This window comes from Pseudomonas sp. IT-P44, assembly GCF_949768225.1.
GTDB classification, from domain to species: Bacteria; Pseudomonadota; Gammaproteobacteria; order Pseudomonadales; family Pseudomonadaceae; genus Aquipseudomonas; species Aquipseudomonas migulae.
On record NZ_CATKQM010000035.1, the window covers coordinates 144,917 to 170,232 of the forward strand.

The 25,316-nt window shown below is 59.0% G+C and carries 24 protein-coding genes; 19 read left to right on the plus strand and 5 right to left on the minus strand.

Annotated elements, in window-relative coordinates; genetic code table 11:
* Positions 1-36 precede the first annotated feature (36 nt).
* Entirely contained in the window at positions 37-1,848 is a 1,812-nt protein-coding gene (locus tag ACM6IO_RS18830) for a cation:proton antiporter (protein WP_414912020.1), read from the minus strand.
* Positions 1,849-1,955: 107 nt separating this feature from the next.
* On the opposite strand from ACM6IO_RS18830, the gene xerD reads away from it, so the two are divergent.
* From xerD to ACM6IO_RS18855, 5 genes are all read left to right on the plus strand, one after another.
* Complete coding sequence (gene xerD / locus ACM6IO_RS18835) at positions 1,956-2,852, plus strand: site-specific tyrosine recombinase XerD (protein WP_008025604.1); 897 nt, start codon at positions 1,956-1,958, stop codon at positions 2,850-2,852.
* A 273-nt stretch (positions 2,853-3,125) separates the two neighbouring features.
* Entirely contained in the window at positions 3,126-3,857 is a 732-nt protein-coding gene (dsbC, locus tag ACM6IO_RS18840) for a bifunctional protein-disulfide isomerase/oxidoreductase DsbC (protein ID WP_414912021.1), read from the plus strand.
* Positions 3,858-3,991: 134 nt separating this feature from the next.
* Complete coding sequence (locus tag ACM6IO_RS18845) at positions 3,992-5,296, plus strand: homoserine dehydrogenase (RefSeq protein WP_032828598.1); 1,305 nt, start codon at positions 3,992-3,994, stop codon at positions 5,294-5,296.
* Positions 5,297-5,362: 66 nt separating this feature from the next.
* Entirely contained in the window at positions 5,363-6,772 is a 1,410-nt protein-coding gene (thrC, locus tag ACM6IO_RS18850) for a threonine synthase (RefSeq protein WP_008025609.1), read from the plus strand.
* 1,122 nt (positions 6,773-7,894) lie between these two features.
* On the plus strand, positions 7,895-8,182 hold the full coding sequence (locus ACM6IO_RS18855) for a DUF3509 domain-containing protein (protein ID WP_008042363.1): 288 nt from the start codon (positions 7,895-7,897) through the stop codon (positions 8,180-8,182).
* 171 nt (positions 8,183-8,353) lie between these two features.
* Here the strand turns inward: ACM6IO_RS18855 and ACM6IO_RS18860 are convergent, their stop codons facing one another.
* Together ACM6IO_RS18860 and ACM6IO_RS18865 are read right to left on the minus strand one after the other, a co-directional pair.
* Positions 8,354-9,217 (minus strand): TIGR02285 family protein, encoded by an 864-nt coding sequence (locus tag ACM6IO_RS18860; protein WP_008042362.1) that lies wholly within the window; start codon positions 9,215-9,217, stop codon positions 8,354-8,356.
* 58 nt (positions 9,218-9,275) lie between these two features.
* Entirely contained in the window at positions 9,276-10,475 is a 1,200-nt protein-coding gene (locus ACM6IO_RS18865; protein WP_192420169.1) for a CaiB/BaiF CoA transferase family protein, read from the minus strand.
* Between the two features lie 137 nt (positions 10,476-10,612).
* Here ACM6IO_RS18865 and ACM6IO_RS18870 point away from each other — a divergent pair, with 137 nt between their 5' ends.
* The 3 genes from ACM6IO_RS18870 (at position 10,613) to ACM6IO_RS18880 (ending at position 14,299) form a co-directional block, all read left to right on the plus strand.
* Entirely contained in the window at positions 10,613-11,155 is a 543-nt protein-coding gene (locus ACM6IO_RS18870) for a YaeQ family protein (protein WP_007944886.1), read from the plus strand.
* Between the two features lie 58 nt (positions 11,156-11,213).
* Positions 11,214-12,923, plus strand: coding sequence for a single-stranded-DNA-specific exonuclease RecJ (gene recJ / locus ACM6IO_RS18875; protein ID WP_192228461.1), 1,710 nt, complete (start codon positions 11,214-11,216; stop codon positions 12,921-12,923).
* 269 nt (positions 12,924-13,192) lie between these two features.
* Positions 13,193-14,299: an NADH:flavin oxidoreductase/NADH oxidase gene (locus ACM6IO_RS18880; RefSeq protein WP_008029680.1), complete on the plus strand. Its 1,107-nt coding sequence runs from the start codon at positions 13,193-13,195 to the stop codon at positions 14,297-14,299.
* 204 nt (positions 14,300-14,503) lie between these two features.
* On the opposite strand, the gene ACM6IO_RS18885 is transcribed toward ACM6IO_RS18880, so the two are convergent.
* A complete protein-coding gene (locus tag ACM6IO_RS18885) occupies positions 14,504-16,129 on the minus strand; it encodes a glucan biosynthesis protein D (protein ID WP_008029682.1) in 1,626 nt (541 codons plus the stop codon).
* 416 nt (positions 16,130-16,545) lie between these two features.
* On the opposite strand from ACM6IO_RS18885, the gene ACM6IO_RS18890 reads away from it, so the two are divergent.
* Complete coding sequence (locus ACM6IO_RS18890; RefSeq protein ID WP_008029684.1) at positions 16,546-16,731, plus strand: hypothetical protein; 186 nt, start codon at positions 16,546-16,548, stop codon at positions 16,729-16,731.
* 80 nt (positions 16,732-16,811) lie between these two features.
* Here ACM6IO_RS18890 and ACM6IO_RS18895 read toward each other — a convergent pair whose 3' ends face one another.
* A complete protein-coding gene (locus tag ACM6IO_RS18895; RefSeq protein ID WP_008042359.1) occupies positions 16,812-17,681 on the minus strand; it encodes a response regulator transcription factor in 870 nt (289 codons plus the stop codon).
* Between the two features lie 407 nt (positions 17,682-18,088).
* Between ACM6IO_RS18895 and ACM6IO_RS18900 the strand changes: the two genes are divergently transcribed.
* The 10 genes from ACM6IO_RS18900 to ACM6IO_RS18945 all read left to right on the plus strand — a co-directional run bounded on the left by ACM6IO_RS18900 (position 18,089) and on the right by ACM6IO_RS18945 (position 25,315).
* Positions 18,089-18,280 carry a Flp family type IVb pilin gene (locus ACM6IO_RS18900; protein ID WP_008042358.1) on the plus strand — a complete coding sequence of 64 codons (192 nt, stop codon included), beginning with the start codon at positions 18,089-18,091 and terminating at the stop codon, positions 18,278-18,280.
* Positions 18,281-18,431: 151 nt separating this feature from the next.
* Positions 18,432-18,623 (plus strand): Flp family type IVb pilin, encoded by a 192-nt coding sequence (locus ACM6IO_RS18905; RefSeq protein WP_008042357.1) that lies wholly within the window; start codon positions 18,432-18,434, stop codon positions 18,621-18,623.
* Between the two features lie 153 nt (positions 18,624-18,776).
* Positions 18,777-18,968 (plus strand): Flp family type IVb pilin, encoded by a 192-nt coding sequence (locus ACM6IO_RS18910; RefSeq protein ID WP_008042356.1) that lies wholly within the window; start codon positions 18,777-18,779, stop codon positions 18,966-18,968.
* A gap of 29 nt (positions 18,969-18,997) precedes the next feature.
* The gene (locus tag ACM6IO_RS18915) at positions 18,998-19,528 is read left to right on the plus strand and encodes a prepilin peptidase (protein ID WP_008029694.1); all 531 of its coding nucleotides are present in this window, start codon (positions 18,998-19,000) and stop codon (positions 19,526-19,528) included.
* A gap of 2 nt (positions 19,529-19,530) precedes the next feature.
* On the plus strand, positions 19,531-20,865 hold the full coding sequence (locus ACM6IO_RS18920; protein ID WP_008029696.1) for a hypothetical protein: 1,335 nt from the start codon (positions 19,531-19,533) through the stop codon (positions 20,863-20,865).
* A gap of 15 nt (positions 20,866-20,880) precedes the next feature.
* Positions 20,881-21,699, plus strand: a complete 819-nt coding sequence (cpaB, locus tag ACM6IO_RS18925) for a Flp pilus assembly protein CpaB (RefSeq protein ID WP_008042355.1) — start codon at positions 20,881-20,883, stop codon at positions 21,697-21,699.
* Between the two features lie 73 nt (positions 21,700-21,772).
* On the plus strand, positions 21,773-23,119 hold the full coding sequence (locus ACM6IO_RS18930; RefSeq protein WP_207286434.1) for a TadE/TadG family type IV pilus assembly protein: 1,347 nt from the start codon (positions 21,773-21,775) through the stop codon (positions 23,117-23,119).
* 8 nt (positions 23,120-23,127) lie between these two features.
* Positions 23,128-23,607, plus strand: a complete 480-nt coding sequence (locus ACM6IO_RS18935; protein ID WP_008042353.1) for a TadE/TadG family type IV pilus assembly protein — start codon at positions 23,128-23,130, stop codon at positions 23,605-23,607.
* Positions 23,607-24,101, plus strand: a complete 495-nt coding sequence (locus ACM6IO_RS18940) for a TadE family protein (protein ID WP_008029703.1) — start codon at positions 23,607-23,609, stop codon at positions 24,099-24,101. The genes ACM6IO_RS18935 and ACM6IO_RS18940 overlap by 1 nt, the downstream gene beginning before the upstream one ends.
* Positions 24,095-25,315 carry an AAA family ATPase gene (locus tag ACM6IO_RS18945; protein WP_226298682.1) on the plus strand — a complete coding sequence of 407 codons (1,221 nt, stop codon included), beginning with the start codon at positions 24,095-24,097 and terminating at the stop codon, positions 25,313-25,315. The genes ACM6IO_RS18940 and ACM6IO_RS18945 overlap by 7 nt, the downstream gene beginning before the upstream one ends.
* Position 25,316: the final 1 nt, after the last annotated feature.

Sequence of the window (25,316 nt, forward strand, 5' to 3'; positions counted from 1 at the left end):
CATACCTGTAGGAGCGAGGCTTGCCCGCGAATCGATCTATAAGGCGCCGCCGACCTGCGGTTGAATCAACGCCAACAACGTCCACCCCGCCGAAGGCTTCAGCGCACTGTCCGGTGTCGCCACATGCACCCATCCGCTGTCATCGCGAGCGAACAGCAATGTCGCACGTTCCCCATGCAGTGCCCGGTAATCCTCCCAGCCGAACCCCTCCGTCAGAGTTGTGCTGTACAGCTCGGCCCCCTGGTGCAGCAGATTAGCCAGTTTGTTGTAGGTCAGTTCCTCATTGCCCAGCAAACGCCCGCGATGTTCATGGCTGGCGCGGTGCTTGTCAGTGCGGTGGCTTTCCTGACCACTGGCGAGACCAAACAGTCGCTGATGGCCGAAATCGTGTCGAAAACGCATCGACGCCAACGCATTCAATTCGCCGGACGGCGACAATGTCAGCAAATGCCCAAGCCCGACCAGATCCAGATGAGCATCGGCATGCTGCGACGCCGGGTTACCAAAGTAGGTCGGCAAACCGTCCATGCGCGCCGCGCGAATATTCTCCCAGCTCGAATCCGTCAGCAGCACTCGACAGCCCAGCTGTTGCAGGGCTTTGCCCAAGGTACGTGCCGGGGCGTTGGCACCGACGATCAGAAAGCCGCTGGGCGCCGGTTCGGCGACTTTCAGCAAGCGCGCCAATGGCCGGGCCGTGGCACTTTGCAACACTACCGTGCCGATGATCACCGCAAACGTCAGCGGCACCAGCAGCAACGCGCCTTCGAGTCCGGCCTCATTCAGGCGAACGGCGAAAATCGCCGAAACCGCCGCCGCCACGATTCCGCGAGGTGCGATCCATGACAGCAGTGCCCGCTCGCGCCAGCTCAAACTCGAGCCTGCCGTGGAAAGCATGACGTTCAATGGCCGTGCAATGAACTGAATGATCAGCAGCAGAATCAGCACCAGCGGGCCGAGGCCGATCAAGGCGTTCAAATCGAGTCGCGCCGCCAGCAAAATGAACAGCCCGGAGATCAGCAGCACGCTGAGGTTTTCCTTGAAGTGCAGGATGTCCCGCACATCCACGTCCTTCATGTTGGCCAGCCAGATCCCCATCAAGGTCACGGCCGGCAAACCGGATTCGTGCATGACTTGATTGGCGGTAATGAAAATCCCCAGTACCGCCGCCAACGCCGCCAGGTTGTGCAGGTATTCCGGCAACCATTGGCGCCGAATGATCGTGCCGAGTACCCAGCCGCCGGCAATCCCGAATGCGGTGCCGCACAGAATCACTCCGCCGAAGGTCAGCAGGCTTTGGCTCAAGCCGTCATCTGACGTACGGGCGATGATGAAGCTGTAGACCACCACGGCGAGGAGGGCGCCGATCGGGTCGATGACGATGCCTTCCCAGCGCAGGATGTTGGCAATCGAGGCTTTGGGGCGTACCACGCGCAGCATCGGTACGATGACCGTGGGCCCGGTGACCAACGTCAGGCTGCCGAAAAGTATCGCGAGCAACCAGTCGAAACCCAGCAGCCAATGCGTGGCGACAGCAATGACCACCCAGGTCGAGATTGCGCCAATCGTCACCAGCCGGCGTACGACGCTGCCGATTTCGCGCCATTCCGACAGGTGCAGCGTCAGGCTGCCTTCAAACAGAATCAGCGCCACCGCCAGCGACACCAGTGGCATTAGCAATGGGCCGAACATTTCCTGTGGGTCGAGCCAGCCCAGGATCGGGCCGACCAGAATCCCGCTCAGCAACAGAAACAGGATCGCCGGCAATTTCAGTCGCCACGCCAGCCACTGACACCCCAGTGCCGCCGCACCAATACCGCCAAAAGCCAACAGAATCTGTTGCTCGTTCATTGAGTCTTCCTGTTCCTTGAAGTAGCGGGCTATGAAAGACTAGCGGTGGTTTTTACTGTTCACCTTTTTTTCGCGCGCAGTCTCAAGACTGCATGTTTCGAGTGCCCATGCCTGCCATCGATCATCCACTGATAGACCAATTCCTCGACGCGTTATGGCTGGAGAAAGGCCTTTCCGACAACACTCGCGATGCCTATCGCAGTGACCTGGCCTTGTTCAATGGCTGGCTGCAGGAGAAGGGGCTGGAGTTGATCAACGCCGGTCGCGAGTTGATCCTCGATCACCTGGCCTGGCGCCTGGAACAGAACTACAAACCCCGTTCCACTGCGCGATTTCTCTCGGGTGTGCGTGGCTTTTATCGCTATCTGTTGCGGGAAAAGTTGATCGCGGTCGATCCGACGTTACGCGTCGATATGCCTCAACTCGGTAGGCCGTTGCCGAAGTCCTTGTCGGAAGCCGATGTGGAAGCACTGCTGAAAGCGCCGGACCTGAGTGAAGCGATAGGCCAGCGTGACCGCGCCATGCTCGAAGTGCTGTACGCCTGCGGTTTGCGGGTGACGGAACTGATCAGCCTGACGCTGGAGCAGGTCAACCTGCGCCAGGGCGTGCTGCGGGTGATGGGCAAGGGCAGCAAGGAGCGGCTGGTGCCGATGGGCGAGGAGGCGATTGTCTGGGTCGAGCGTTACATGCGCGACGCCCGTGGCGAGCTGCTCGGCGGACGTCCCAGTGATGTGCTGTTCCCCAGTCAGCGTGGCGAGCAGATGACGCGCCAGACCTTCTGGCACCGGATCAAGCATCAGGCCAAGGTCGCCGGGATCGGCAAGTCGCTGTCGCCGCACACCTTGCGCCATGCCTTCGCCACGCACCTGCTCAACCACGGCGCGGATTTGCGAGTGGTACAGATGCTGCTCGGCCATAGCGATCTGTCGACCACTCAGATCTACACCCACGTCGCCCGGGCACGCCTGCAGGACCTGCATGCCAAACACCACCCGCGCGGATGATCACATTCCCTGCTGCGCGATCCCTGTAGGAGCGAAGCTTGCTCGCGAAAGAGGTCCGGACAACACGTTCATCCAGACAGCATGCGTTATCGTTGACCTCCTTCGCGAGCAAGCTTCGCTCCTACAGGGATCGCGGTGTTGTCTTGTCACCCCACATTCGGCCACACAGCCCTTATGTGGTAGGCTTTGTCGGTTTGTACGATGGGCGGTTATGACCCGGTGTTTCGGCACGGGCGTTCTGGTCGTCCCATTTGTCCGCCTTCAGGAGTTCTCATGCGTCTGACCCAGATTTTCGCCGCCGCAGCCATTGCGTTGGTCAGCACCCTTGCCGTCGCCGATGACGCGGCCGACAAAGCCATTCGTAAGAGCCTGGAAACCCTCCAGCTCGAAGTGCCGGTAGAAAGCATTTCCGCCAGTCCGCTGCCGGGCCTGTATGAAGTCAAACTGCAGGGCAGCCGCGTGCTGTATGCCAGTGCCGACGGTCAATACGTGGTTCAGGGCTACATGTTTCAGCTCAAGGACGGCAAGCCGGTCAACCTGACCGAAAAAGCCGAACGCCTGGGCATTTCCAAGCTGGTCAACGCCATTCCTGTTGCGGAAACCGTGGTCTACCCGGCCATCGGCGAAACCAAATCGCACATCACCGTGTTTACCGACACCACCTGCCCGTACTGCCACAAGCTGCATGCCGAAGTGCTTGAGCTGAACAAGCGCGGCATCGAAGTGCGCTACGTCGCGTTCCCGCGCCAGGGCCTGGGCTCGCCGGGTGACGAACAGCTGCAAGCGGTCTGGTGCTCGAAAGACAAGAAAGCGGCCATGGACAAAATGGTCGACGGCAAGGAAATCAAGGCCGCCAAGTGCGATAACCCGGTTTCCAAACAGTTCGCCCTCGGTCAGTCGATTGGCGTGAACGGCACACCGGCCATCGTTTTGGCTGACGGTCAGGTCATTCCGGGCTACCAGCCTGCGCCACAAGTCGCCAAACTGGCGCTGGGCGCGAAGTAAATTCGCATCGTCACGGCCAGCCTTTGACGATCATGGTCCGGCGGCAACATTTGCCGGGCCATTAATAGAGAGCCGCGAGCATGCGGCTGTTTTCACGGCCGGCCTTGAGTCGGCCGTTTTATGGGGAGTTCACAGTGAAACCGGTCAAAGTAGGCATCTGTGGGTTAGGGACCGTCGGTGGCGGTACCTTCAACGTACTTCAGCGCAACGCCGAGGAAATTGCTCGTCGTGCCGGGCGTGGAATCGAAGTGGCACAAATTGCCATTCGCACGCCAAAGCCTCAGTTCCAAACGACCGGTATTGCGATTACCAACGATGTCTTCGAAGTGGCCACGAACCCTGAGATCGACATCGTTATAGAGCTGATGGGCGGCTACACCGTTGCCCGCGAGCTGGTACTCAAGGCCATCGAGAATGGCAAGCATGTGGTCACCGCGAACAAGGCGCTTATCGCCGTTCACGGTAATGAAATTTTCGCCAAGGCTCGCGAGAAGGGCGTGATCGTTGCGTTCGAAGCGGCCGTGGCCGGTGGTATTCCGGTGATCAAGGCGATCCGTGAAGGCCTGTCCGCCAACCGGATCAACTGGGTCGCCGGCATCATCAACGGCACCGGCAACTTCATCCTCACCGAGATGCGCGAGAAGGGTCGCACCTTCGAAGACGTTCTCGCCGAGGCGCAGGCCCTGGGTTACGCCGAAGCCGATCCGACCTTCGACGTTGAAGGCATCGACGCGGCCCACAAGCTGACGATCCTGGCCTCCATCGCGTTCGGCATTCCGCTGCAGTTCGACAAGGCCTACACCGAAGGCATCACCAAGCTGACCACGGCTGACGTGAACTACGCCGAAGCGCTGGGCTATCGCATCAAGCATCTGGGCGTCGCTCGCAGCACGGCGGCTGGCATCGAGTTGCGCGTGCATCCGACGCTGATCCCGGCCGATCGCCTGATCGCCAACGTCAACGGCGTGATGAACGCGGTGATGGTCAACGGTGACGCTGCTGGTTCGACCCTGTTCTACGGCGCCGGCGCCGGCATGGAGCCGACCGCTTCGTCGGTGATCGCCGACCTGGTGGACGTGGTTCGCGCCATGACTTCCGATCCGGAAAACCGCGTGCCGCACCTGGCCTTCCAGCCGGATTCGCTGTCGGCGCATCCGATCCTGCCGATCGAAGCCTGCGAAAGCGCTTATTACCTGCGCATTCAGGCCAAGGACCATCCGGGCGTGCTGGCTCAGGTTGCGAGCATCCTGTCGGAGCGCGGCATCAACATCGAATCGATCATGCAGAAAGAAGTCGAAGAGCATGACGGCCTGGTGCCGATGATCCTGCTGACCCACCGTGTGCTGGAACAGCACATGAACGACGCGATTGCCGCCCTCGAAGCCCTCACGGGTGTGGTCGGTCCGGTCGTACGGATCCGCGTCGAGCACCTGAACTAAGCCGTTATCGTTCACCGGGCCTGCGTGCGGGCCCGGGTTTGCGAACACTGTCCATTGGAGTCAGTCATGCGTTATATCAGCACCCGCGGCCAGGCACCGGCCCTGAATTTCGAAGACGTCCTGCTGGCCGGTCTGGCCACTGACGGCGGTCTGTACGTCCCGGAAAACCTGCCACGTTTCACCCAGGAAGAAATCGCTTCCTGGGCCGGCCTGCCGTATCACGAGCTGGCCTTCCGGGTGATGCGCCCGTTCGTCACCGGCAGCATTCCTGATGCCGATTTCAAAAAGATTCTTGAAGAAACCTATGGCGTGTTCTCGCACAACGCCGTGGCGCCGTTGCGTCAACTAAACGGCAATGAATGGGTGCTGGAGCTGTTCCACGGCCCGACCCTGGCGTTCAAGGACTTCGCCCTGCAACTGCTCGGTCGCCTGCTCGATTACGTGCTGGAAAAACGCGGTGAGCGCGTGGTGATCGTCGGCGCCACTTCCGGTGATACCGGTTCGGCCGCCATCGAAGGCTGCAAGCACTGCGAAAACGTCGACATCTTCATCCTGCACCCGCACAACCGCGTGTCTGAAGTGCAGCGTCGGCAGATGACCACGATCTTCGGCGAGAACATCCACAACATCGCCATCGAAGGCAACTTCGATGACTGCCAGGAAATGGTCAAGGCGAGCTTCGCCGACCAAAGCTTCCTCAAGGGCACGCGTCTGGTGGCGGTGAACTCGATCAACTGGGCGCGGATCATGGCCCAGATCGTCTACTACTTCCACGCAGCCCTACAGTTGGGCGGCCCGGCGCGTTCGGTGTCGTTCTCGGTGCCGACCGGCAACTTCGGCGACATCTTCGCCGGTTACCTGGCGCGCAACATGGGCCTGCCGATCAATCAGTTGATCGTCGCCACCAACCGCAACGACATCCTGCACCGCTTCATGAGCGGCAATCAGTACGTCAAGGAAACCCTGCACGCCACGTTGTCGCCGTCGATGGACATCATGGTGTCGTCGAACTTCGAGCGTCTGCTGTTCGACCTGCACGGTCGCAACGGCGCGGCGATTGCCGGGTTGATGGATTCGTTCAAGCAGGGCGGCGGTTTCAGCGTTGAACAGGAGCGTTGGACCGAAGCGCGCAAGCTGTTTGATTCGCTGGCTGTGGATGATGCGCAAACTTGCGAAACGATTGCTGAGGTTTACGAGCAGACGGGTGAGTTGCTGGATCCGCACACGGCTATCGGTGTGAAGGCTGCGCGTGAATGCCGTCGTAGTCTGGATATTCCGATGGTTATTCTCGGGACTGCCCATCCGGTTAAATTCCCGGATGCGGTTGAGAAGGCGGGTGTGGGTAAAGCGCTGGAGTTGCCTGTTCACCTTGCCGATCTGTTTGAGCGGGATGAGCGTTGCACGGTGTTGCCGAATGACCTTAAGGCTGTACAGGCTTTTGTCAGTCAGCATGGGAATCGTGGGAAGCCGTTGTAATCGGTTGGGGGGCATATCCGTTGCTGCGGTAACGGCCACTATTGGTTTCGCTCTTACAGCGAGTCACTTTCGAAAAGCGCGAAAGTAACCAAAGCGCTTTTGCCCCTTTCGTTCGGTGCCTCGCCATGGCTCGGCATGCCCTCGCTCCGGTCCTGCTCCGTGGGCCCGCCGCCATCGGCCATCCATGGCCGGGGGCGGCTACCGCGGCATCCCTGCCGCGGTGCCCACTGCGCAGAACCTCCACTCGGCCTCTCGAGGGGGCGACTACCGCCACAGCCGCCGAGGCGGCCTGAAAGCCGACCTGGCTCTCTGTTCGAACGCGTTGTTCTTCCCGGCTGCGCTCACCACTCCGAATCTGTACACCGCCCCCCTGTAGGAGCCGGCTTGCTGGCGATAGCGTCCATCCAGTCAATCAACAGGTGACTGATCCACCGCTATCGCCAGCAAGCCGGCTCCTACAGTTGATCGTGTACATTCAGAAACCTATGCATTTCCCCTGTAGGAGCCAGCTTGCTGGCGATGGGCGTCAACGATAACGCGAGCTGTCTGAATGAGCGTGTTGTCCGGTCGTTTTTCGCGGGCAAGCCTCGCTCCTACAGGGAATCGCGTTTGCTTTTGATTTCCACCACTCATCAGGCCGAGCGTTAGCTCGCCTTCCGCTTTTGATCTGAGCGCCCCCTCGAGAGGCCGAGTGGAGGTTCTGCGTAGTGGGCAACCCGGCATGGATGCCGGGTTAGCCGCCCCCGGCCATGGATGGCCGATGGCGGCGGGCCCACGGAGCAGGGCCGGAGCGAGGGCATGCCGAGCCTTGGCGAGGCACCGAACGAAAGGGGCAAGAGCCCTTGGTTACTTGGGGCTCTTCCAAGTGACTCGCCGTAAGGGCGAAACCAATAGCCGCCCTCACCGAAGAAACGGATATTCACCCAATCCCAATCCCAATCCCAACCAACCACCAAAACCCAAGCCATACACAAACCTGTCATCTACCCCATGCATGCTCTACCCACCAGAGACGCCGACGCGCCTGCACCTGGAATCCAGAACTTTCTTCTCGGGCCAATGGTCACTTAATGTGAACACGCCCCAGGCACTTTGTTTTCGGACTATTGAGTGGTGATCGAGATGGAAAGTATCAATCTATTGCTCGGTGAGGCTCTGAGCCCGTACCAGGTAACGTTGACTCCCTCAGGCGCCCACGGCGAATGCCTGGTGACACTGAAGAGCACAACCGGCGCCATCGTGGTCGAGCGGGAGTTCAATCAGGCCCAACTGACCGACAAACGTCTGCTCACGGATGTGGTCGACGGCTTGCATCGCGATCTGATGATTGCCGAAGGACGCCTGGAACCCTGCGTTATCGCGGCATTGCGCAATGCTGCACAGGACAAGGTCGTGGCCAGCCGTAATTGAATTGTCTTTTGTGGGAACCTTCCCGGGCCAAGGTCAGTCAGAGCATGTAACAGCAGGATCAAGCATTGTGCTCCGGTGCTTGTAGTCGTGCTGCCACTGGTCTCTTTGTAGACCACGTTTAACCCCGAGATGTCTCCCCACTTCTCGGGGTTTCTTTTTGCCCGCGATTTGTCATTCCAGCGCCTGTTGCTCGAAATACTTCCTGGATTCTTCCAGATAGGCGTCGCGACTTTCCGGGTCGAGCCACGCGGCGTACGCCTCGCTCAAGCGATCGTGGGGCATTTTGCGCAGCAATTGATTGATCTCGACAATCGCCTGCCGGCCTTTGGGCGTGTCGGTGCAGCCGATGTAACCGGACAAGAATTTCTCGGCGCCGCGAATCGGGTAGAACTGCAATTCATCCTCGGCGATCCCTTGCTGTTGGGCCTGATAGCGGATTTCCGGGCGGTATCCCAACAGCAGCCGCAAGCGCCCCAGGCGTTGCATCTGCAACAGGCTGCCCAAGGCGTCGTTGCCGTAGTGCGGGGTCAGCGAGTCAGGTGGTGCCTGTTTGAGCAGCGCGTCGAGGTAATCACCGTAGTTACGCTCGGCGATAATGCCCAGCTTCTCGCCGCCGCTCGCCAGGAAGGCCGCCAGGTCCAGTTCACCGTCCTGGATGAAGGGGGCAAGCGTCTCACGGTCAACGCGCCGCACGGCCACGCCGTTACTCATGGCCCGAAACACCGGAATGGAAAACGCGATCCAGCGTTCGCGTTCCTTGCTCCGGTTCAGCGCCGCATCGCAGGTAAGGGACGGCTCGTGGAGCATTTGCAAGGCGCGAGCACGGTTGACTCGCATCAAGGTGTGTTCGTATTGCGGCATGCCGGCGATCAACAGCGGCAACAGTTGGTCGATGACGCCCAGGCCCTTTTTCGGTCCTTCGAAAATCGTCAGCGGTGGCAGATCCCGCAACAGCCAGATCATGGTTTCCTTGGGCTGCGCCATCGCCGACGAGGTCGGACCGATGAGCAAGGCTGTCGCCGCGAGCGCACACATCACCCTCCTGCCGTGCGACAGGCAGTCTGTGATGAGCAGCGAAAGCAGGCGTTTCAGCTTAGATGGCCCCGTCTTCACGCAGCTTTGCGATCTGTTCCTTGTCGTAGCCAAGATCGTTGAGTACCTGCGCATTGTGTTCGCCCAACTGCGGCCCGACCCATTGCGAACTGCCGGGTGTCTCTGAGAGTTTCGGCACAATTCCCGGCATCTTGAAATCTTTGCCGTCCGGCAGCTTTGCCTTCAGGAACATTTCCCGAGCCAGGTACTGCGGATCACTGAACATGTCTTCGGCGCTGAAGATCCGGCTGGCAGGGACGTCGGCCTGATTCAACTGCTCGATGACGGTGTCCAGCGGCAGCGCATTGACCCAGCGATCAATCACCCCATAAATCTCGTCGCGACGGCTGTCACGCCCGTCGTTGCTGGCCAGCGCCGGGTCGTTGGCCAGGTCTTCACGGCCGATGATCAGCATGAATCGTTTGAAAATCGCATCGCCATTGGCGCCGATCTGCACATGTTTGCCGTCAGCGCTGGTGTGGATCGAGGAGGGCGTGATGCCGGGCATGATGTTGCCGGTGCGTTCGCGAATGAAGCCGAACACGTCGAACTCCGGGACCATGCTTTCCATCATGGCGAAGATCGCTTCGTACAGCGCCACATCCACCACTTGGCCCAGGCCGCCATTGACCTCGCGATGACGCAAAGCCATCAGCGCGCCGATCACGCCCCAGAGCGCCGCAATCGAGTCGCCGATGGAAATCCCGGTGCGTACCGGCGGTCGATCCTCAAACCCGGTGATGTAGCGCAGGCCGCCCATGGATTCACCGACCGCACCAAAACCTGGTTGATCCTTCATCGGCCCGGTCTGGCCGAAACCCGAAAGGCGCACCATGACCAGTTTCGGGTTCAGTGCGTGCAAGACGTCCCAGCCCAGACCAAGCTTTTCCAGCACGCCGGGGCGAAAATTCTCGATGAGGATGTCCGCTTCACTGAGCAGCTTTTTCAGGATTGCCAGGCCGTCCGGGTGTTTCAGGTTCAAGGTCAGGGACTTCTTGTTGCGTGCCTGAACGAACCACCACAGTGACGTGCCTTCATACAACTTGCGCCATTTGCGCAACGGATCACCACCGTCGGGAGATTCGATCTTGATGACTTCGGCACCGAATTCGCCGCAAATGCGCGAGGCAAACGGCCCGGCGATCAACGTGCCCAATTCGATGACTTTCAGACCTGAGAGGGGTTTGGCGGTGAACGGCATGCTGGATCCTGTAGGACAAAGGCTTGGCTGATAGAGCGTTTTAGCACAGCCCGCCGTCAGTCGCTCAAGGTTGATGGCCGCGAAGCCTGCCGCATCGGTTAGACTTGCCGCCTTTCCACGTATCAAGAAGCCCGTTCATGGCCCAGCCGTCCACGACCTACAAGTTTGAACTGAACCTTACCGACCTCGACCGCAGCGTTTACGAGACGGTGAAGCAGACCATCGCCCGTCACCCTTCGGAAACCGAAGAGCGCATGACCGTGCGGCTGCTGGCCTACGCCTTCTGGTACAACGAGCAGCTGTCGTTTGGCCGTGGTCTGTCAGACGTGGATGAACCCGCCCTGTGGGAAAAGAGCCTGGATGATCGCGTACTGCACTGGATCGAAGTCGGTCAGCCAGACGCTGACCGCCTAACGTGGTGCTCGCGTCGCACTGAGCGCACCAGCCTGCTGGCCTACGGCAGCTTGCGCGTCTGGGAAACCAAAGTGATCCCGGCGATCAAGAACCTGAAAAACGTGCACATCGCTGCTGTGCCGCAGGAAGTCCTGGAAACCCTGGCCAAAGACATGCCGCGTGTTATCAAGTGGGACGTGATGATCAGCGAAGGGACGATTTTCGTCACCGACGACCGTGGTCAGCACGAAGTCCAGTTGCAGTGGCTGAGCGGCGAACGCGGCTGATTTTTCGCCACGTCATCCGGTTTTATCCTACGTATTCAAGAGAAGTACCTGTCACCCCATGCGCATCGAACCTCGCCTGTTGCCCGACACCCTGCCATTCCTCGGTGACCTGCCGCCGCTGCTGACCCGTCTGTACGCGGCGCGGGGCGTGGTTTCAGAGGCTGAACTGGACAAGAGCCTGGCGCGGCTGATTCCGTTCCAGCAGCTCAAGGGCATCGATGCAGCGGTGGATTTGCTGGTGACCGCGCTGGAGCAGCGTCAGCGGATTCTGATCGTCGGCGACTTCGACGCCGACGGCGCGACGGCCAGTACCGTGGGCATGTTGGGCTTGCGCCTGCTGGGCGCGGCTCACGTTGATTATCTGGTGCCGAACCGATTCGAGTATGGCTACGGCCTTACGCCCGAAATCGTTGAGGTGGCGCTGACCCGCACGCCGCAGCTGCTGATCACCGTGGACAACGGCATCTCCAGCGTTGAAGGCGTGGCGGCGGCGAAAAAGGCTGGCCTCAACGTGCTGGTCACCGACCACCACTTGCCGGGCGATGAATTGCCGCTGGCCGATGCCATCGTCAATCCCAACCAGCCAGGCTGTGGTTTTCCGAGCAAGGCACTCGCCGGCGTCGGGGTGATCTTCTACGTGCTGATGGCCCTGCGCGCGCGCCTGCGCAGCCTCGGCTGGTACGAGAGCAGGCCGCAGCCGAACATCGGCGAGTTGCTGGACCTGGTGGCCCTCGGCAGCGTCGCCGACGTGGTGCCGCTGGACGCCAACAACCGGATTCTCGTCCACCAAGGCCTCGAGCGAATCCGTGCCGGACGTGCGCGGCCGGGGATCAAGGCGATCCTCGAAGTGGCGAAGCGTGATCATGCGCGCATCACGTCTACGGATCTGGGGTTCATTGTTGGCCCGCGCCTGAACGCGGCGGGGCGCCTGGATGACATGAGCCTGGGCATCGAATGCCTGCTCACCGAAGACGCCGGGCTCGCTCGGGAAATGGCTATCCAGCTGGACGGCATGAACCAGGACCGCAAATCCATCGAGCAGGGCATGCAGCGCGAGGCGCTGGCCCAGCTCAAGGATTTGCCGGTGGAATCGATGCCGTTCGGCCTGTGCCTGTTCGATCCCGAGTGGCACCAGGGCGTCATCGGAATCCTCGCCTCGCGTATGAAAGAGCGCTATTTCCGTCCGACCATCGCCTTTGCCGATGCAGGCGATGGCATGCTCAAAGGCTCGGGGCGTTCGGTGCAGGGCTTCCATATTCGTGACGCCTTGAGCGTGGTGGCGGCTCAGCACCCAAATTTGATCAGCAAGTACGGTGGCCACGCCATGGCGGCAGGCTTGACCTTGCCGGAAGCGAATTTTCCGCTGTTCGCCGAAGCTTTTGACGCTGAAGTGCGTAGGCAATTACGTGAAGAAGACCTGACCGGGCGACTGCTGTCGGACGGGACTTTGGCGGTCGAAGAATTTCACCTCGAACTGGCCCGTGCTTTGCGGCATGCCGGTCCTTGGGGGCAACACTTTCCGGAGCCGTTGTTCCATGGCGTATTCCAGTTGGTCGAACAGCGGGTTGTTGGCGAACGGCACCTCAAAGTGGTGCTGAGAAGTGAATGCGGTTCGGTGAAACTGGACGGCATCGCGTTCGGAATCGACCGCGATATCTGGCCGAACCCGACCATCAAATGGGTGGAACTGGCCTACAAACTCGACCTCAACGAGTTTCGCGGGAATGAGACGGTTCAACTGATGATTGCTCACATAGAACCGCGTTGACCCCATTCGCGAGCAAGCCCGCTCCCACAGGATCTGCGCAGACCCTGTGGGAGCGGGCTTGCTCGCGAAGGCGATCTCCCTGACGCCAAATACCCCCGGAACCCTCCACCATCCCCCAATGTCGACTAGGCTCTAAGCACTGCTTGATTTTCCTTGTGACGTCTTGTCGAATTTTTTGCCCGCGGGGGCGGGTGCTGCACCTTTTTCCTGTCACTCGTCGACTTTCAAACAGAACCCTGGAGCCTGCCCACTGATTCGAGAGGTGCCCCATGAGTCTGCTGCTTGAACCCTATACCCTTCGCCAATTGACCCTGCTCAACCGCATCGCGGTGTCACCGATGTGCCAGTATTCGAGTGTCGATGGCCTGGCCAATGACTGGCACCTGGTTCATCTCGGCAGCCGTGCTGTCGGTGGGGCCGGTCTGGTTTTTACTGAAGCCACGGCAGTGACGGCCGATGGACGCATCACCGCCGAAGACCTCGGCCTGTGGAATGACGAACAGATCGAACCCCTGCAACGCATCACGCGTTTCATCGCCGCCCAAGGCGCTGTCGCCGGTATTCAGTTGGCCCACGCCGGGCGCAAGGCCAGCACCCATCGGCCGTGGATCGGCAAGCACGGTAGCGTCAAACCTGAAGATGGCGGCTGGACGCCGGTCGGTCCTTCGCCCATTGCGTTCGACCCACAGCACACACCACCGAAGCAGCTGAATGAGAGTGAAATTGCCGAGGTCATCCAGGCGTTCGTTGATTCAGCGAAACGGGCGCTGATCGCCGGTTTCAAAGTCGTCGAAGTTCACGCGGCTCATGGTTACCTGTTGCATCAATTCCTATCGCCCTTGAGCAATCAGCGGCGCGATCAATACGGTAGTTCGTTCGAGAATCGAATTCGGTTGGTGCTGCAAGTCACCGAAGCGGTGCGTGCGGTGTGGCCTGAGGAGTTGCCGGTGTTCGTACGGGTCTCGGCCACCGATTGGGTGGAAGACGGCTGGAATCCGGATGAAACCGTTGAACTGGCGCGTCGCCTCAAAGATTTGGGTGTGGACCTGATCGATGTGTCGTCGGGCGGCACGGCGGTCAACGCGGAAATTCCTACAGGCCCCGGTTATCAAACCCGCTTCGCCGAACGAGTGCGCAAGGAGTCAGGCATCGCCACCGGCACCGTAGGAATGATCACCGAACCGGCCCAGGCCGAGCACATTCTGCGCACCTGTCAGGCGGACATTATCTTCCTCGCCCGTGAGCTGCTGCGCGACCCGTACTGGCCATTGCATGCGGATGATGATTTGGGTGGACACAAGGCCATCTGGCCAGCGCAGTATCAACGCGCGACGCATCGGGATCAGCCGATTCATGAGTCGGATTTGCGTGACTGAGTAGCGTTGTGAAAACAAAAAGCCCCGATCGATGTGATCGGGGCTTTTGTGTTTTTGTGCAGGGATTTTTGTTGTTTGCCAGGCCGCTTTCGCGAGCAAGCCTCGCTCCTACAGGTGCGTGTCGAGCTCATCATCCTCGTTCGACACTAACCTGTAGGAGCGAGGCTTGCCCGCGAAAGGGCCCGCCCAGACAACCCTTTAACTTCAGGTGTACTTACGCTTCTCCGGCGCCGGCGGGAAATACTGATACAACCAGGTCTCGCTCAACGTCCGGTCATTGGTGCGAATAAACAACCGCAGCTCCACCGGGGCCACACTGTCATTGGTCGGGAACCAGTCAAAGGTAATCCGGTAGCCCTTGATGTCATCCAGCACCAGCACGTTGAAATCCTTGACCTGGCCGTTGGAGCACGTCACCACCGGTTCGATGCCCGTACCTTGCGGCAAGCGATCCAGCCCGCCGCCGGTGAAGTCCACCGCAAACCGGCGCGCCCAGACTGGCGGGTAATGCTCGCCCGGCGCCCAACCTTCAGTGAAGCCGCCCATGCCCGAACGGGTCGCGTTGACCCGCGCCAGCGGCGTGCCGACCGGCGGCAAAGCGCTCCAGTACAGCTTGTAGCCGTAGTTCAGGGAATCACCGGCCGCGACCGGTTTCTTCGGGGTCCAGAACGCGACGATGTTATCCAGGGTTTCGCCGGTTGTAGGAATTTCCAACAGATCGATAGAGCCTTCGCCCCACGCGGTTGTAGGTTCTACCCACAGGCTTGGCCGCTTGCTGTACCAGTCGACGGTGTCCTGATAACTGGCGAACTCGTGGTCGGTCTGCACCAGGCCGAAACCTTTCGGGTCGGTGTCGGCGAAGGCATTGAATTGCAGGGTCGCCGGGTTGTTCAGCGGACGGCAGATCCACTCGCCGTTGCCACGCCACATCGCCAGGCGATCCGAATCGTGGATCTGCGGGTGGATGGTGTCGCACATGCGCCGCTCGTGGGTGCCGCAGCTGAACATGCTGGTCATCGGTGCGATGCCCAGTTGTTCGATGGCGGTACGCGCATTGATATGGGCGTCGACGGCCATGACGACCTGACTGGCCTGGCAATCGATATCGAAACGGTAGGCACCGGTGGCACTCGGCGAGTCCAGCAGGGCGTAGACCACGAAACGGGTGCTGTCCTTGTCCGGGGTTTCGAACCAGAACTTGGTGAAGTCGGGGAATTCTTCGCGCTTCTTGGCGTAGGTATCGACCGCCAGACCGCGCGCCGACAGGCCGTATTGGCCAGTGGCGTCTACCGCACGGAAATAACTGGCGCCGAGGAAAGACAGCACGTCGTGCCGATCCAGTTCCGGGGCCTTGAACAGCTTGAACCCGGAGAAGCCCAGATCGCCCGTGAGCTGCTTGGTATCGACCGTGGTGTTTTCATAGTTGAACAGCGAAGGGCGGAAATGCACCTCCCGCGCCTGACGCGTCTTGGGGTCGACGCTGTACATGCGCACCGGCTGCTTGAAACCCATGCCGACGTGGAAAAACTGCACGTCCAGCTGGCCTTTCAAATCCTTCCACAGCGAATGATTACCGTCGTAGCGGATCGCGTTGAAATTTTGTGGGGTCATGGTCGCCAGGGTCGGCGGCAGCACCTGCTTGGTGTCCTGATAGCGGTTGCCGGCAAGCTGCTTGGCCTGGATTTTCAGGGCTTCGAAATCGAACGCCTGTGCCTCGCCGTCAGCCGTGCCATTACCGGCCCAGGCCCGCGCAGCCAACAGGCCGGAGGCAGACAAACCGGTGTAGGCAGCGATGGCCATGGACGCTTTGAGCAAATTCCTGCGGTGCATAAGTACAACCTGTCGTGAACAATCCCGCGCCGTTCCTGGCACGTGCTGGATCAGAAATGGAGGTTCGGACATGCCTTCGGCCAAACGCAACGGACTTTAAACAGATGCCAAATAGCTTAAACCGTTCGGTGGCAGAGCAAAAATGATTGATGGCGTGGCAGTGGCACCGCTATGAAACAAGACATTTCCGGTAAACGTTTCCCACAGAGATTTCTGATTTATGCGGCATTTCTGCTTTTTTTGACTAATTACTCTAAAAACCGCTTTTCAGCGCCAATTTACTTCCTATTCTATGGGCATGACCGGTTTCTGCCCTCAGGCCGGTGGGATTCAGTTGGCACGAGGTGACCGCTGAAAAAGGGTAGGGCGATGCGGTTTTTGCTGTTTTCTTTTTGACGTAGAGAGGGACATCGTCCATGTCGAAAGTACAAGGCATCACTGAAATGTTGGGGATCTTTCCGTGCCTGGGTATGGGGCGGCGAAGGCGCCGGCTTAATTCCGAGGAGTTGAAACTGGTGGAGCGGTATCGCGAGTTGTCGGAGAACGACCGGATTGCGATGCGGTATCTGGTGGATGCGATGCGCAGTGTTTCGCGGTTTTGAGTAAGAAACCGAGGGGCGGACTGTGAAGTCTGCCCCTTTTTCATGTGCGCCCGGCATGGGCGCAATCTTGCGGGTGCCGATCAACCGCTGAGGCTTTCGATCAGGCTTTCGAGCGCTTCAGTGATATTTTCATCCTGCGCCAGTTGCGCTGCTGCAGTCGCTCTGACTTGACGTGCCAAGCGGTATTCACTGGGCGTGCAGTTTGCGAACTGCTTGAAGGCACGAGCGAAGTAGGACGGATCCTTGAAGCCGGCCTCATAGCCGATGCTGGTAATAGGCATCTGGCTGTTGTCGAGCAGCTCTTTGGCGAAGTTCATGCGCTTGTTCAAGATGTAATCCGTGAAGCCAAGTCCATTGGCTTCCTTGAACAGGCGGCTGAAGCGAAATGTCGTCATGCCGCAGCGCTGCGCCAAATCCCTTTGATCGATGCTGTCTCGAAAGTGCTGTTCGATGTACAGCATGACATTGCTCAGCGCCTGGTGTTTTTGGTGCCCTGAGGTCAGCCGGATACTGTCCGGCAGGGTTGGGGAGTGGTCGATCAGCATCGTCTTGCGCAGGTCGGTCACATTTCGGCGCAGCTCGCAGAGCTGAACTACAGCAGTCAGGTAACGACTCTTCTCTGTGAGCGAGAGCGGGAGCACCATGTATTCCCAGACGCTGGAACGCATGGCCCAGACGGCCAGTTCCTCTGAGTGCTGCACGGTGAACATGGTGATCGGGATGCCCGGTGTGCTGCGCTTGATCTCCAGCAACAGCCTCAAGCCTGGTGTGTCGGGGCGATCGAAATGCATGCAGATCATGTCCGCCTGTTCCCCGATGGGCAGCGCGGAGTTTTTCGCCAGTTTGCAGTCGCAGGTACCCTCGAACTGTGCGATGAGTTCTTTCGTGGATCGATCATGAGTCAGATCGAACCATAGGAGCGATGGCCTTTTGGTCAAATTGGACGTCATGTCTCTACTCGGCAGGTCTGATTGACTCTCTACTCGCTAGTATTGCCAATACGCCATCACTTTGCAGATTGAATCCTTATAAAAACGACGAATTTCAGATCTGTTCGATCTATGTGTTTCCTGGAAGGCTGCCCGGGCCGAGTGTTTGCGGGTGTGTTGTCGACGAACCCGGGTTTAACCACTTGTCGCTTCTGAATCAATGGCAATTGCCGTTGCGTTTCAATGCCTTGTTTACCCCTCTCGCGACTTCTGCAAAGGCCAATGAACCGTATCCGGCCGCTGCGCAAAAAAGTCCTAACGATGTGCAAAATCCTCCTAACGCCTATGCCTGCTTACTGACTAGGGTTGCATCAGGCAGCACAGAAAGTTCTGCCTCAGAAACACAACATTTGAGTGAGGTGGCCAAAATGATCATGCAAACAATCAAGGCTTCGGTAGTGAAGTTCGCCAAAGACGAAGACGGTCTGACCATTGTGGAATACGCGGTGGCCGGCGGATTAATCACGGTAGCTGTTGCCGCAATGTTCACTCTTTTGGGCGGTGCCGTGAACACCAGAATCACAGCGCTGTGCGCTGCGGTCAAAGGCGCTGCCTGCTGATGACAGTAACCCACTGTGGTGGGGCGCGGTGATATCCACGGAGCAGCCGGTTTTACAGTTTCTCTGATCGACCGGCAACTCAATGAACTTCGCGCAGACCCCGCCAATGTATTTTCTGAGTCGTATGACCGCTGAAACGAGGTACTAAAAAATGAATCTGCAAACAATCAGAACTTCAATTACCAAGTTCGCCAAAGATGAAGATGGCCTGACCATTGTGGAGTACGCGGTAGCCGGTGGCTTAATTACGGTAGCGGTTGCCGCAATGTTTATTCTTTTGGGTGGCGCCGTGAACACCAGGATCACAGCACTGTGCGCTGCGGTCAAAGGTGCCGCCTGCTGATGACAGCCACTCGTTGCGGTGGGGGCGCGGTGATATCCATAGAGCAACCAGTTTTACAGTTTCTCTGATAGACCGGGCAACTCAATAGACTTCACGCTGTCCCCGCCAACGTACTTTCTGATCCATATCACGGCTGAAGCGAGGTATACAAAAATGAATCTGCTAACAATCAGAACTTCAATCACCAAGTTCGCCAAAGATGAAGATGGCCTGACAATTGTGGAATACGCCGTGGCCGGTGGATTAGTGACGGTAGCGGTTGCCGCAATGTTTATTCTTTTGGGGGCCGAGGTGAACACCAGGATTACAGCACTTTGCGCAGCGGTCAAAGGTGCTGGCTGCTAACGATAATCCCGGTTAGGGGGGGACGCGCCATGTCCATGGAATTGTTGGTAATGACTGTTTTACTGCTAGGACTATTGGGCGTGGCGGTGGTGAGCGATCTGCGTCGCCACCGCATTCCCAACATGCTGGTCCTGTTGGGCCTTGCCCTGGGACTGGGCGGTCAAATGTATTTAGGTGGCGTCAGCGGATTGGGTGACAGCCTGTTGGGCATCCTGGTCTGTTTTGCACTGTTTCTGCCGATGTACGCCTTGGGTGGCATGGCCGCCGGCGACGTCAAGTTAATGGCCATGGTCGGCAGCTTTTTACCCTTCCATTTTGCATTGTGGGCTGCCTTGTTCAGCCTGATAGCCGGTGGCGTGTGCGGTTTTTTGATTGTGCTGTATCGCGGCCAGCTGCTTCAGACCCTGGGACGTTATTGGTTGATTCTGAAGGCGCAGGCCTATCTGGCGCCAACTTCAGATGAAGTAGCCAGCAAGCCTTTCCCTTATTCGATTGCAATATTGATAGGCACTTTAATCAGCGTCTACTGGCAACTGGTTGCCGGTGGATTCGGAGGCTAGTCATGCACATCATTGTCGATAGTGATGCCTACCCCAGCGCTCGGGGCGCGGTGCAACGACTGGCTCCCCAGCCGTGCACAATCCGCGAAACTGGACTGACAGACAGTTTCCTCGGCGAGTTGGTATGCAAGCACTTGTATGACGCTGGCGTGCTGGACATGCCGCGGCTGGTGGAGCGCCTGGCGCTGACCGGCGCCGTACTTGATGAAGTCCTGGCGTTTCTGCGCAAGGACGGTCGTGTCGAAGTGCTTGGCCAATTGGGGTCGCAATCGACAAGTGGGCAAATGCTGCGTTATGGCCTGACCGAACGCGGTCGCAGCGCCGCCCGCGATGCCTTGTCGCGCAGTGGCTATATCGGTGCGGCACCCTTCCCGGTGGACACCTACCGGTCCCTGATCAAACTGCAAACCATTCACCATGGTCGCATCAACGCCAACGATATGCGCAATGCCTTTGCTGGCGTAGTGCTTACCGACAGCATGCTCGATCAGTTAGGTGTGGCGATGAACTCCGGGCGCGCCATTATGATTTATGGCCCCGCGGGTACTGGCAAGACCTACATCAGCCGTCGGTTGATCCGTCTGTTCACCGAGGCCATCTGGGTACCTCATGCCATCGTCATCAACGAGTCCGTGATCGAGATCTATGACCCGCAAGTGCATCAGCGGTTCGAAGATAACGTTCAACAGAACAATCTGATGCTCAACGAAGGGATCGACCGTCGATTGCTGCGCTGCAAACGCCCGATCGTCGTCACTGGCGGTGAGTTGAGCATGGAGCAACTGGACGTTCGCTATGACACTAACACCCGCCAATACCAGGCTTCTTTGCAGCTCAAGGCCAGCAATGGCCTGTTCATCATCGATGACATGGGGCGTCAGCGCATGGCACCCGCCGAGTTGTTGAATCGCTGGATCGTCCCGATGGAAGAGAAGTGCGATTTCCTCAACCTGGGCGGCGGTCGGCATTGCGAGCTGCCGTTCGATCTGATTCTGGTGTTTTCCACCAACCTCAATCCCCTGGAGTTGGCCGATGAGGCCTTTCTTCGCCGGATTGGCTACAAGCTGCAATTCGGTTATCTGAAGCCTGAGGAGTACGAAAAGATCTGGCGTCAGGAAAGCGAGCGTCTGGGCGTGCCTTATGACCAGTTGCTGGTGCGTTATGTGCTGCAAAGGCTTTATGCAAGTGAAGGCATGCCCCTGGTGCCTTGCCATCCCCGCGATCTCCTGAGCATGGCGCTCGATCGTCAACGTTACATGGGCGGTTCCGGACCACTGTCACCGCAAGAGTTGGAATGGGCCTGGCACAACTACTTCGTCCAGCTCGACTTTCTTTGATACGGAGATACTGACATGAGCTCTCGTACTCTTTCCCTGATAGGCGTTTCCCTGGTCATGGGCCTTGGTGCTGCATGGATGGCCGACTCCTGGCTGAGCGCCCGGCTCAATGCCAGCCCGGATGATCACCTTCGAAGCGTAGTGGTCGCCACAGTAGAGATTCCATTCGGGCAGATGGTCGAGGCTCAGCAGGTCACGACCGTACGCATGCCCATGGATACGATCCCGGAAGACGCCTTCGACATGAGCGAAAAGGCTGTGGGCAAGATCGCAACGTTCGACATTCTCAAGGGCGACATTGTGCGCGGTGCGCGTCTGAGTGAGCACTTGGGTGGCAGCACCCTGGCTTCGCTGATTGCGACAGACAAGCGTGCCATCTCGGTACGGGTGGACGATGTGGTCGGTGTGGGCGGGTTCCTGTTGCCGGGTAACCGGGTCGATGTACTCGCGACCAAAACCACCAGTGCCGGCAGCAACAGCGCCGTGTCCAGGACCATCCTCGAGAACTTGCGGGTATTGGCGGTGGACCAGACGGCAGGTACCGACAAGACCCAACCGGTGGTGGTGCGTGCAGTGACGCTGGAAATGACGACCGCAGAGGCTGAAACCCTGGTCACGGCGCAAACGGAAGGGAAACTGCAATTGACCTTGCGCAATCCGCTGAACTCCGAGAAAAAAATCGCGGCCGTTGCACCTGTTGCGCCTGTCGCACCGGTCATGACGGTGGCCACCGCCACGGTGCCAAAACGCGTGGTGCAACGCAGCGGCGGCGAAAGTGGTGGGGCTGTCACCGTCATCCGCGGGGTCGAAACCAAAGTAGTCAACATTCGCTGACAGGGCGTAACAGGTCCTGGACACCAGGTCTTGGCGGAGCCGATCCGCATCAGTATTGGCAAATGAGGGCTTGATGATGAATCGTCGTATTCAGCAGCCGTTCACTGCGACGCCAAGGCGCCAGAAAGGATCGGTGAGTGTATTGATGGTGATCGCGTTGGCGGCGATTGGCATGGTGGCCGCACTGGCTTTGGACGGCGGGCACATGATGCTGAACAAAACGCGCTTGCAGAATGCGGTGGACGCCGCGGCCCTGAGTGGTGCCAAAACCCTGAGTCAGGTGGAAGGTGGAGTCAATATTGCCAGTACGACGCGCACTGCCGCACTCAATACGCTGACGCAAAATGCGAATGCCACGGGCAACACAGAATTGGCAACGGCGGTTGGTGGCAACGCAGCCACATTCGCGGTGGTGGAACTGGCAAGCAGTGTCTATGGGCCGTTCACCTATCCCGGGCCAGCGAATGCCAAATACGTTCGGGTATCGGTACCGAGCTATAACCTGACCGGATTTTTCTGGAACTTCGCCCAGGTATTCGGTTCTGGCGGCCTGGGGGCCAAAGCGGTGGCGGCAATCGCCACTGCCGGACCCAGCCCTACCAGTCCTTGTGATCTCGCACCTTTGATGGTCTGTGGCGACCCGACTCAATACAACCCTGGCGCTGGCATGTTCTGGGGCTTCCAGTTTGGTGATTTGCAGGTATTGAAGACGGCTGCCGGCAACTCGTCGCCCATTGGTCCAGGCAATTTTCAGTTGCTCGATTTTGGTTCGGGCGGCAGTACGGTCAGGGAGGACCTGGCCGGAGGTGGCAAGGTCTGCCGCACTGTGGGGGACAACGTCCAGACCGCACCTGGCAACAAGGTCGGCCCTACCTCCCAAGGCTTGAACACACGCTTCGGCATCTACAACGGCCCGGTCAGTGCCTCGGACTATCCGCCGGACATGGTGACCGCGTCCAGCAACCCCGCGATCACTTACGACGACTCGGTCACACCGGCACAGGCGAAGTACAAGGGGCAAACCGTCACCTCGAGCAACGGCAATCTCACGGCGGGCGGCGACGCGATATTTGACTACAACGACTGGCGCACGAGCGTTGCCGGGTGTGTGGCAGGGTCTGGCAGTGGTTGTGAGAGCCATGGCGTGTTCGAGCGCCGGATGATGAAAATTGTGGTGGGCAACTGCACTGGCAAACAAGGCGGTTCAACCTCGATCCCTGTCCTCGGTTTTGGCTGCTATTACGTGGTGCAACCAATGGATGGCGGTGGCGGGGACGCTCAGATCTTCGGGCAGTTCGTGAAGGAGTGCGAAGGCGACAACGTGGCCGGCCCTACGCCGTCAACCGATTCCGGCCCTCAGATCATCCAGCTCTACAAAACCTATCTCAACGGCAGCGGTACTCCGAGCACTGACTCATAGGAGGCGTCATGAGACTTCACGCGTTTAAACATCCGAAGCGCCAGCAAGGCCTGGCCATGGTGGAATTCACCCTCGTCCTGCCGGTGTTGTTGCTGCTGTTACTGAGCCTCGGTGAGATCGGCCGCATGCTCTATCAGTACAACGTGTTGCTGCAGGCCAGCCGTGATGCCGACCGTTTTGTCGCAAACCACGCCTGGGACTCGACGCTGGGGGCGGTCTCTCTGAGCAACGCGCTGCAGACCCAGACGAAAAACGTTGCGGTGTATGGCGTGCCTGCCAACACCGGCACCGCTGTGTTGTCCGGGTTGACGCCTGACAACGTGGTCGTCGCTGCGGTGGGCACCGACCATGTGCGAGTCACCATCACCTATACGTTCTGCCCGGTGATTGGCAGTGGCAATTGTGCCGGCTCGATTCCGGGTTTTTTTGGCAATCAGATTGCGCTGAACATTCCCCTGGTTGCCACTACCGTGATGAGGGCACTGTGATGAATAGAAAACACATGCGCGGAATCTATACGGTGGAGTTCGCGTTCGTTGGTCTGCTGGTGTTCACGCTGTTGTTCGGCGTGTTGGAAATGGGCCGCCTGTACTTCACGGTCAATGCACTGGATGAGGCCGCGCGCCGTGGTGCGCGCCTGGCAGCCGTCTGCAATATCAGCGATCCGGTGGTGTTGCGGCGGGCAATCTTCAATGCCGCGACCGACGCAGGTACGAGCCAGCTGATCAGCAATCTGGCCACCACTAATCTGACGTTGACCTACCTGGACGCAAATGGCGCCCTGGTGGCCAACCCAGCTGACCTGGTCAGCGCAAACGGCTTTCGTGCCATCCGCTATGTCCAGTTGAGTCTGCAAAACTTCGTTTTCAATCTGTTTATTCCCGGGTTCGGCGTGCCCATTACCTTGCCTGCATTCAGGGCAACGTTGCCACGCGAAAGTCTCGGGCGTCACTCTGATTCCGGGGAGATCACACCATGCTGAATATGAAGGAAACGCCGATTGCCAGTTCGACTGGCAAAACCGGGTTGCGGTTGCTGATCAGCAGCCGTGATGCCAACTCTTTACGCGATCTGCAGAGTGTCTGTCAGCGCATGCCTGGCCTGGAGGTCAGCACTCGCCTGGTGAGCAATGGACATGTTGACCCGCTCTACAGTCTGGACCGTATGCCCGATCTGTTGCTGTTGCGCGTCAGCCACCTGTGGCGCGAGGAATTGTCGGCACTGTTGCAACACCCGGCCCATGAGCGTCCGCCGATGTTGGTGTGCGGACTGCTGAGCGAACAGGAAGCCATGCGCCTGGCGATGCAGGCCGGTGCCCGGGACGTGCTGCCGGAGCCCATCGCCGAGACCGAACTGGTCGCCGCCATGAATCGGCTGGTCACGGAGGTTCGGAGCGGCAGTGGGGCTGACGGGAAATTGATCGCCGTGATGAGCGCAAAGGGCGGTTCCGGCGGAACCCTGGTGGCCTGCAACCTGGCACAACAGCTCAGCATGAAAGGCGGCAGTACCCTGTTGCTGGATATGGACCTGCAATTTGGCAGCGTGACGCATTATCTGGATGTGGCGCAGACGCACAGCCATCTGGAGGTGTTGCATCAGGTCAACGGCATGGACAGCGTCGCGTTACGCGGTTTTTGCAGTCACTTCAGCCCGACCTTGCATGTGCTGGGCGGTCGGGCCGGTGAGCTGTGTTTGCCGCAGGATGCCCAACCCGAGCAACTTGACACCCTGTTGCAGTTGGCCCGCGCCAGCTATGGCTGGGTGGTGGTCGACCTGCCGCGGCAAATCGATCACCTCACCGGTTCTGTGCTGGAGCAGGTGGATCGGGTGTACGTGGTGGTGCAACAGAGCGTCAGCCATCTGCGCGATGCCAGCTCTCTGGTGCGGATTCTTCGCGATGACCTGGGTGTGCGCGGGGATCAATTGCAGATCGTGGTCAACCGTTATGACAAGGCCGCAGCGATCAGCCTTAAAGATGTCGGCGAGGCGCTGCGCTGCACCAATCTGTCGAAATTACCCAACGACTTCAATCTGGTCAGCCAGAGTCAGAACACTGGTGTGCCGTTGGGGCTGCATGCGCCGAGGGCAGCGATTACTACTGCACTGCGCGACATGACCGAGGACCTGGTCGGTCAACAAGTAGCTGGCAACAAAGGCTTGTTCAAACGCGCCTTCAACCGTGTTTTCGGGGGATGAA

Excerpts from the sequence above, each read along its gene's own strand:
- ACM6IO_RS18860 (WP_008042362.1), bottom strand. The coding sequence starts at position 9,217 with ATGTGTGCGCTCGCGGCGACAGCCTTGCTCATCGGTCCGACCTCGTCG.
- thrC (WP_008025609.1), top strand. The coding sequence starts at position 5,363 with ATGCGTTATATCAGCACCCGCGGCCAGGCACCGGCCCTGAATTTCGAA.
- ACM6IO_RS18830 (WP_414912020.1), bottom strand. The coding sequence starts at position 1,848 with ATGAACGAGCAACAGATTCTGTTGGCTTTTGGCGGTATTGGTGCGGCG.
- recJ (WP_192228461.1), top strand. The coding sequence starts at position 11,214 with ATGCGCATCGAACCTCGCCTGTTGCCCGACACCCTGCCATTCCTCGGT.
- ACM6IO_RS18910 (WP_008042356.1), top strand. The coding sequence starts at position 18,777 with ATGAATCTGCTAACAATCAGAACTTCAATCACCAAGTTCGCCAAAGAT.
- ACM6IO_RS18855 (WP_008042363.1), top strand. The coding sequence starts at position 7,895 with ATGGAAAGTATCAATCTATTGCTCGGTGAGGCTCTGAGCCCGTACCAG.
- ACM6IO_RS18915 (WP_008029694.1), top strand. The coding sequence starts at position 18,998 with ATGTCCATGGAATTGTTGGTAATGACTGTTTTACTGCTAGGACTATTG.
- ACM6IO_RS18885 (WP_008029682.1), bottom strand. The coding sequence starts at position 16,129 with ATGCACCGCAGGAATTTGCTCAAAGCGTCCATGGCCATCGCTGCCTAC.
- ACM6IO_RS18865 (WP_192420169.1), bottom strand. The coding sequence starts at position 10,475 with ATGCCGTTCACCGCCAAACCCCTCTCAGGTCTGAAAGTCATCGAATTG.
- ACM6IO_RS18920 (WP_008029696.1), top strand. The coding sequence starts at position 19,531 with ATGCACATCATTGTCGATAGTGATGCCTACCCCAGCGCTCGGGGCGCG.
- ACM6IO_RS18895 (WP_008042359.1), bottom strand. The coding sequence starts at position 17,681 with ATGACGTCCAATTTGACCAAAAGGCCATCGCTCCTATGGTTCGATCTG.
- ACM6IO_RS18870 (WP_007944886.1), top strand. The coding sequence starts at position 10,613 with ATGGCCCAGCCGTCCACGACCTACAAGTTTGAACTGAACCTTACCGAC.
- ACM6IO_RS18890 (WP_008029684.1), top strand. The coding sequence starts at position 16,546 with ATGTCGAAAGTACAAGGCATCACTGAAATGTTGGGGATCTTTCCGTGC.
- cpaB (WP_008042355.1), top strand. The coding sequence starts at position 20,881 with ATGAGCTCTCGTACTCTTTCCCTGATAGGCGTTTCCCTGGTCATGGGC.
- dsbC (WP_414912021.1), top strand. The coding sequence starts at position 3,126 with ATGCGTCTGACCCAGATTTTCGCCGCCGCAGCCATTGCGTTGGTCAGC.
- xerD (WP_008025604.1), top strand. The coding sequence starts at position 1,956 with ATGCCTGCCATCGATCATCCACTGATAGACCAATTCCTCGACGCGTTA.
- ACM6IO_RS18905 (WP_008042357.1), top strand. The coding sequence starts at position 18,432 with ATGAATCTGCAAACAATCAGAACTTCAATTACCAAGTTCGCCAAAGAT.
- ACM6IO_RS18940 (WP_008029703.1), top strand. The coding sequence starts at position 23,607 with ATGAATAGAAAACACATGCGCGGAATCTATACGGTGGAGTTCGCGTTC.
- ACM6IO_RS18935 (WP_008042353.1), top strand. The coding sequence starts at position 23,128 with ATGAGACTTCACGCGTTTAAACATCCGAAGCGCCAGCAAGGCCTGGCC.
- ACM6IO_RS18930 (WP_207286434.1), top strand. The coding sequence starts at position 21,773 with ATGATGAATCGTCGTATTCAGCAGCCGTTCACTGCGACGCCAAGGCGC.
- ACM6IO_RS18945 (WP_226298682.1), top strand. The coding sequence starts at position 24,095 with ATGCTGAATATGAAGGAAACGCCGATTGCCAGTTCGACTGGCAAAACC.
- ACM6IO_RS18880 (WP_008029680.1), top strand. The coding sequence starts at position 13,193 with ATGAGTCTGCTGCTTGAACCCTATACCCTTCGCCAATTGACCCTGCTC.
- ACM6IO_RS18900 (WP_008042358.1), top strand. The coding sequence starts at position 18,089 with ATGATCATGCAAACAATCAAGGCTTCGGTAGTGAAGTTCGCCAAAGAC.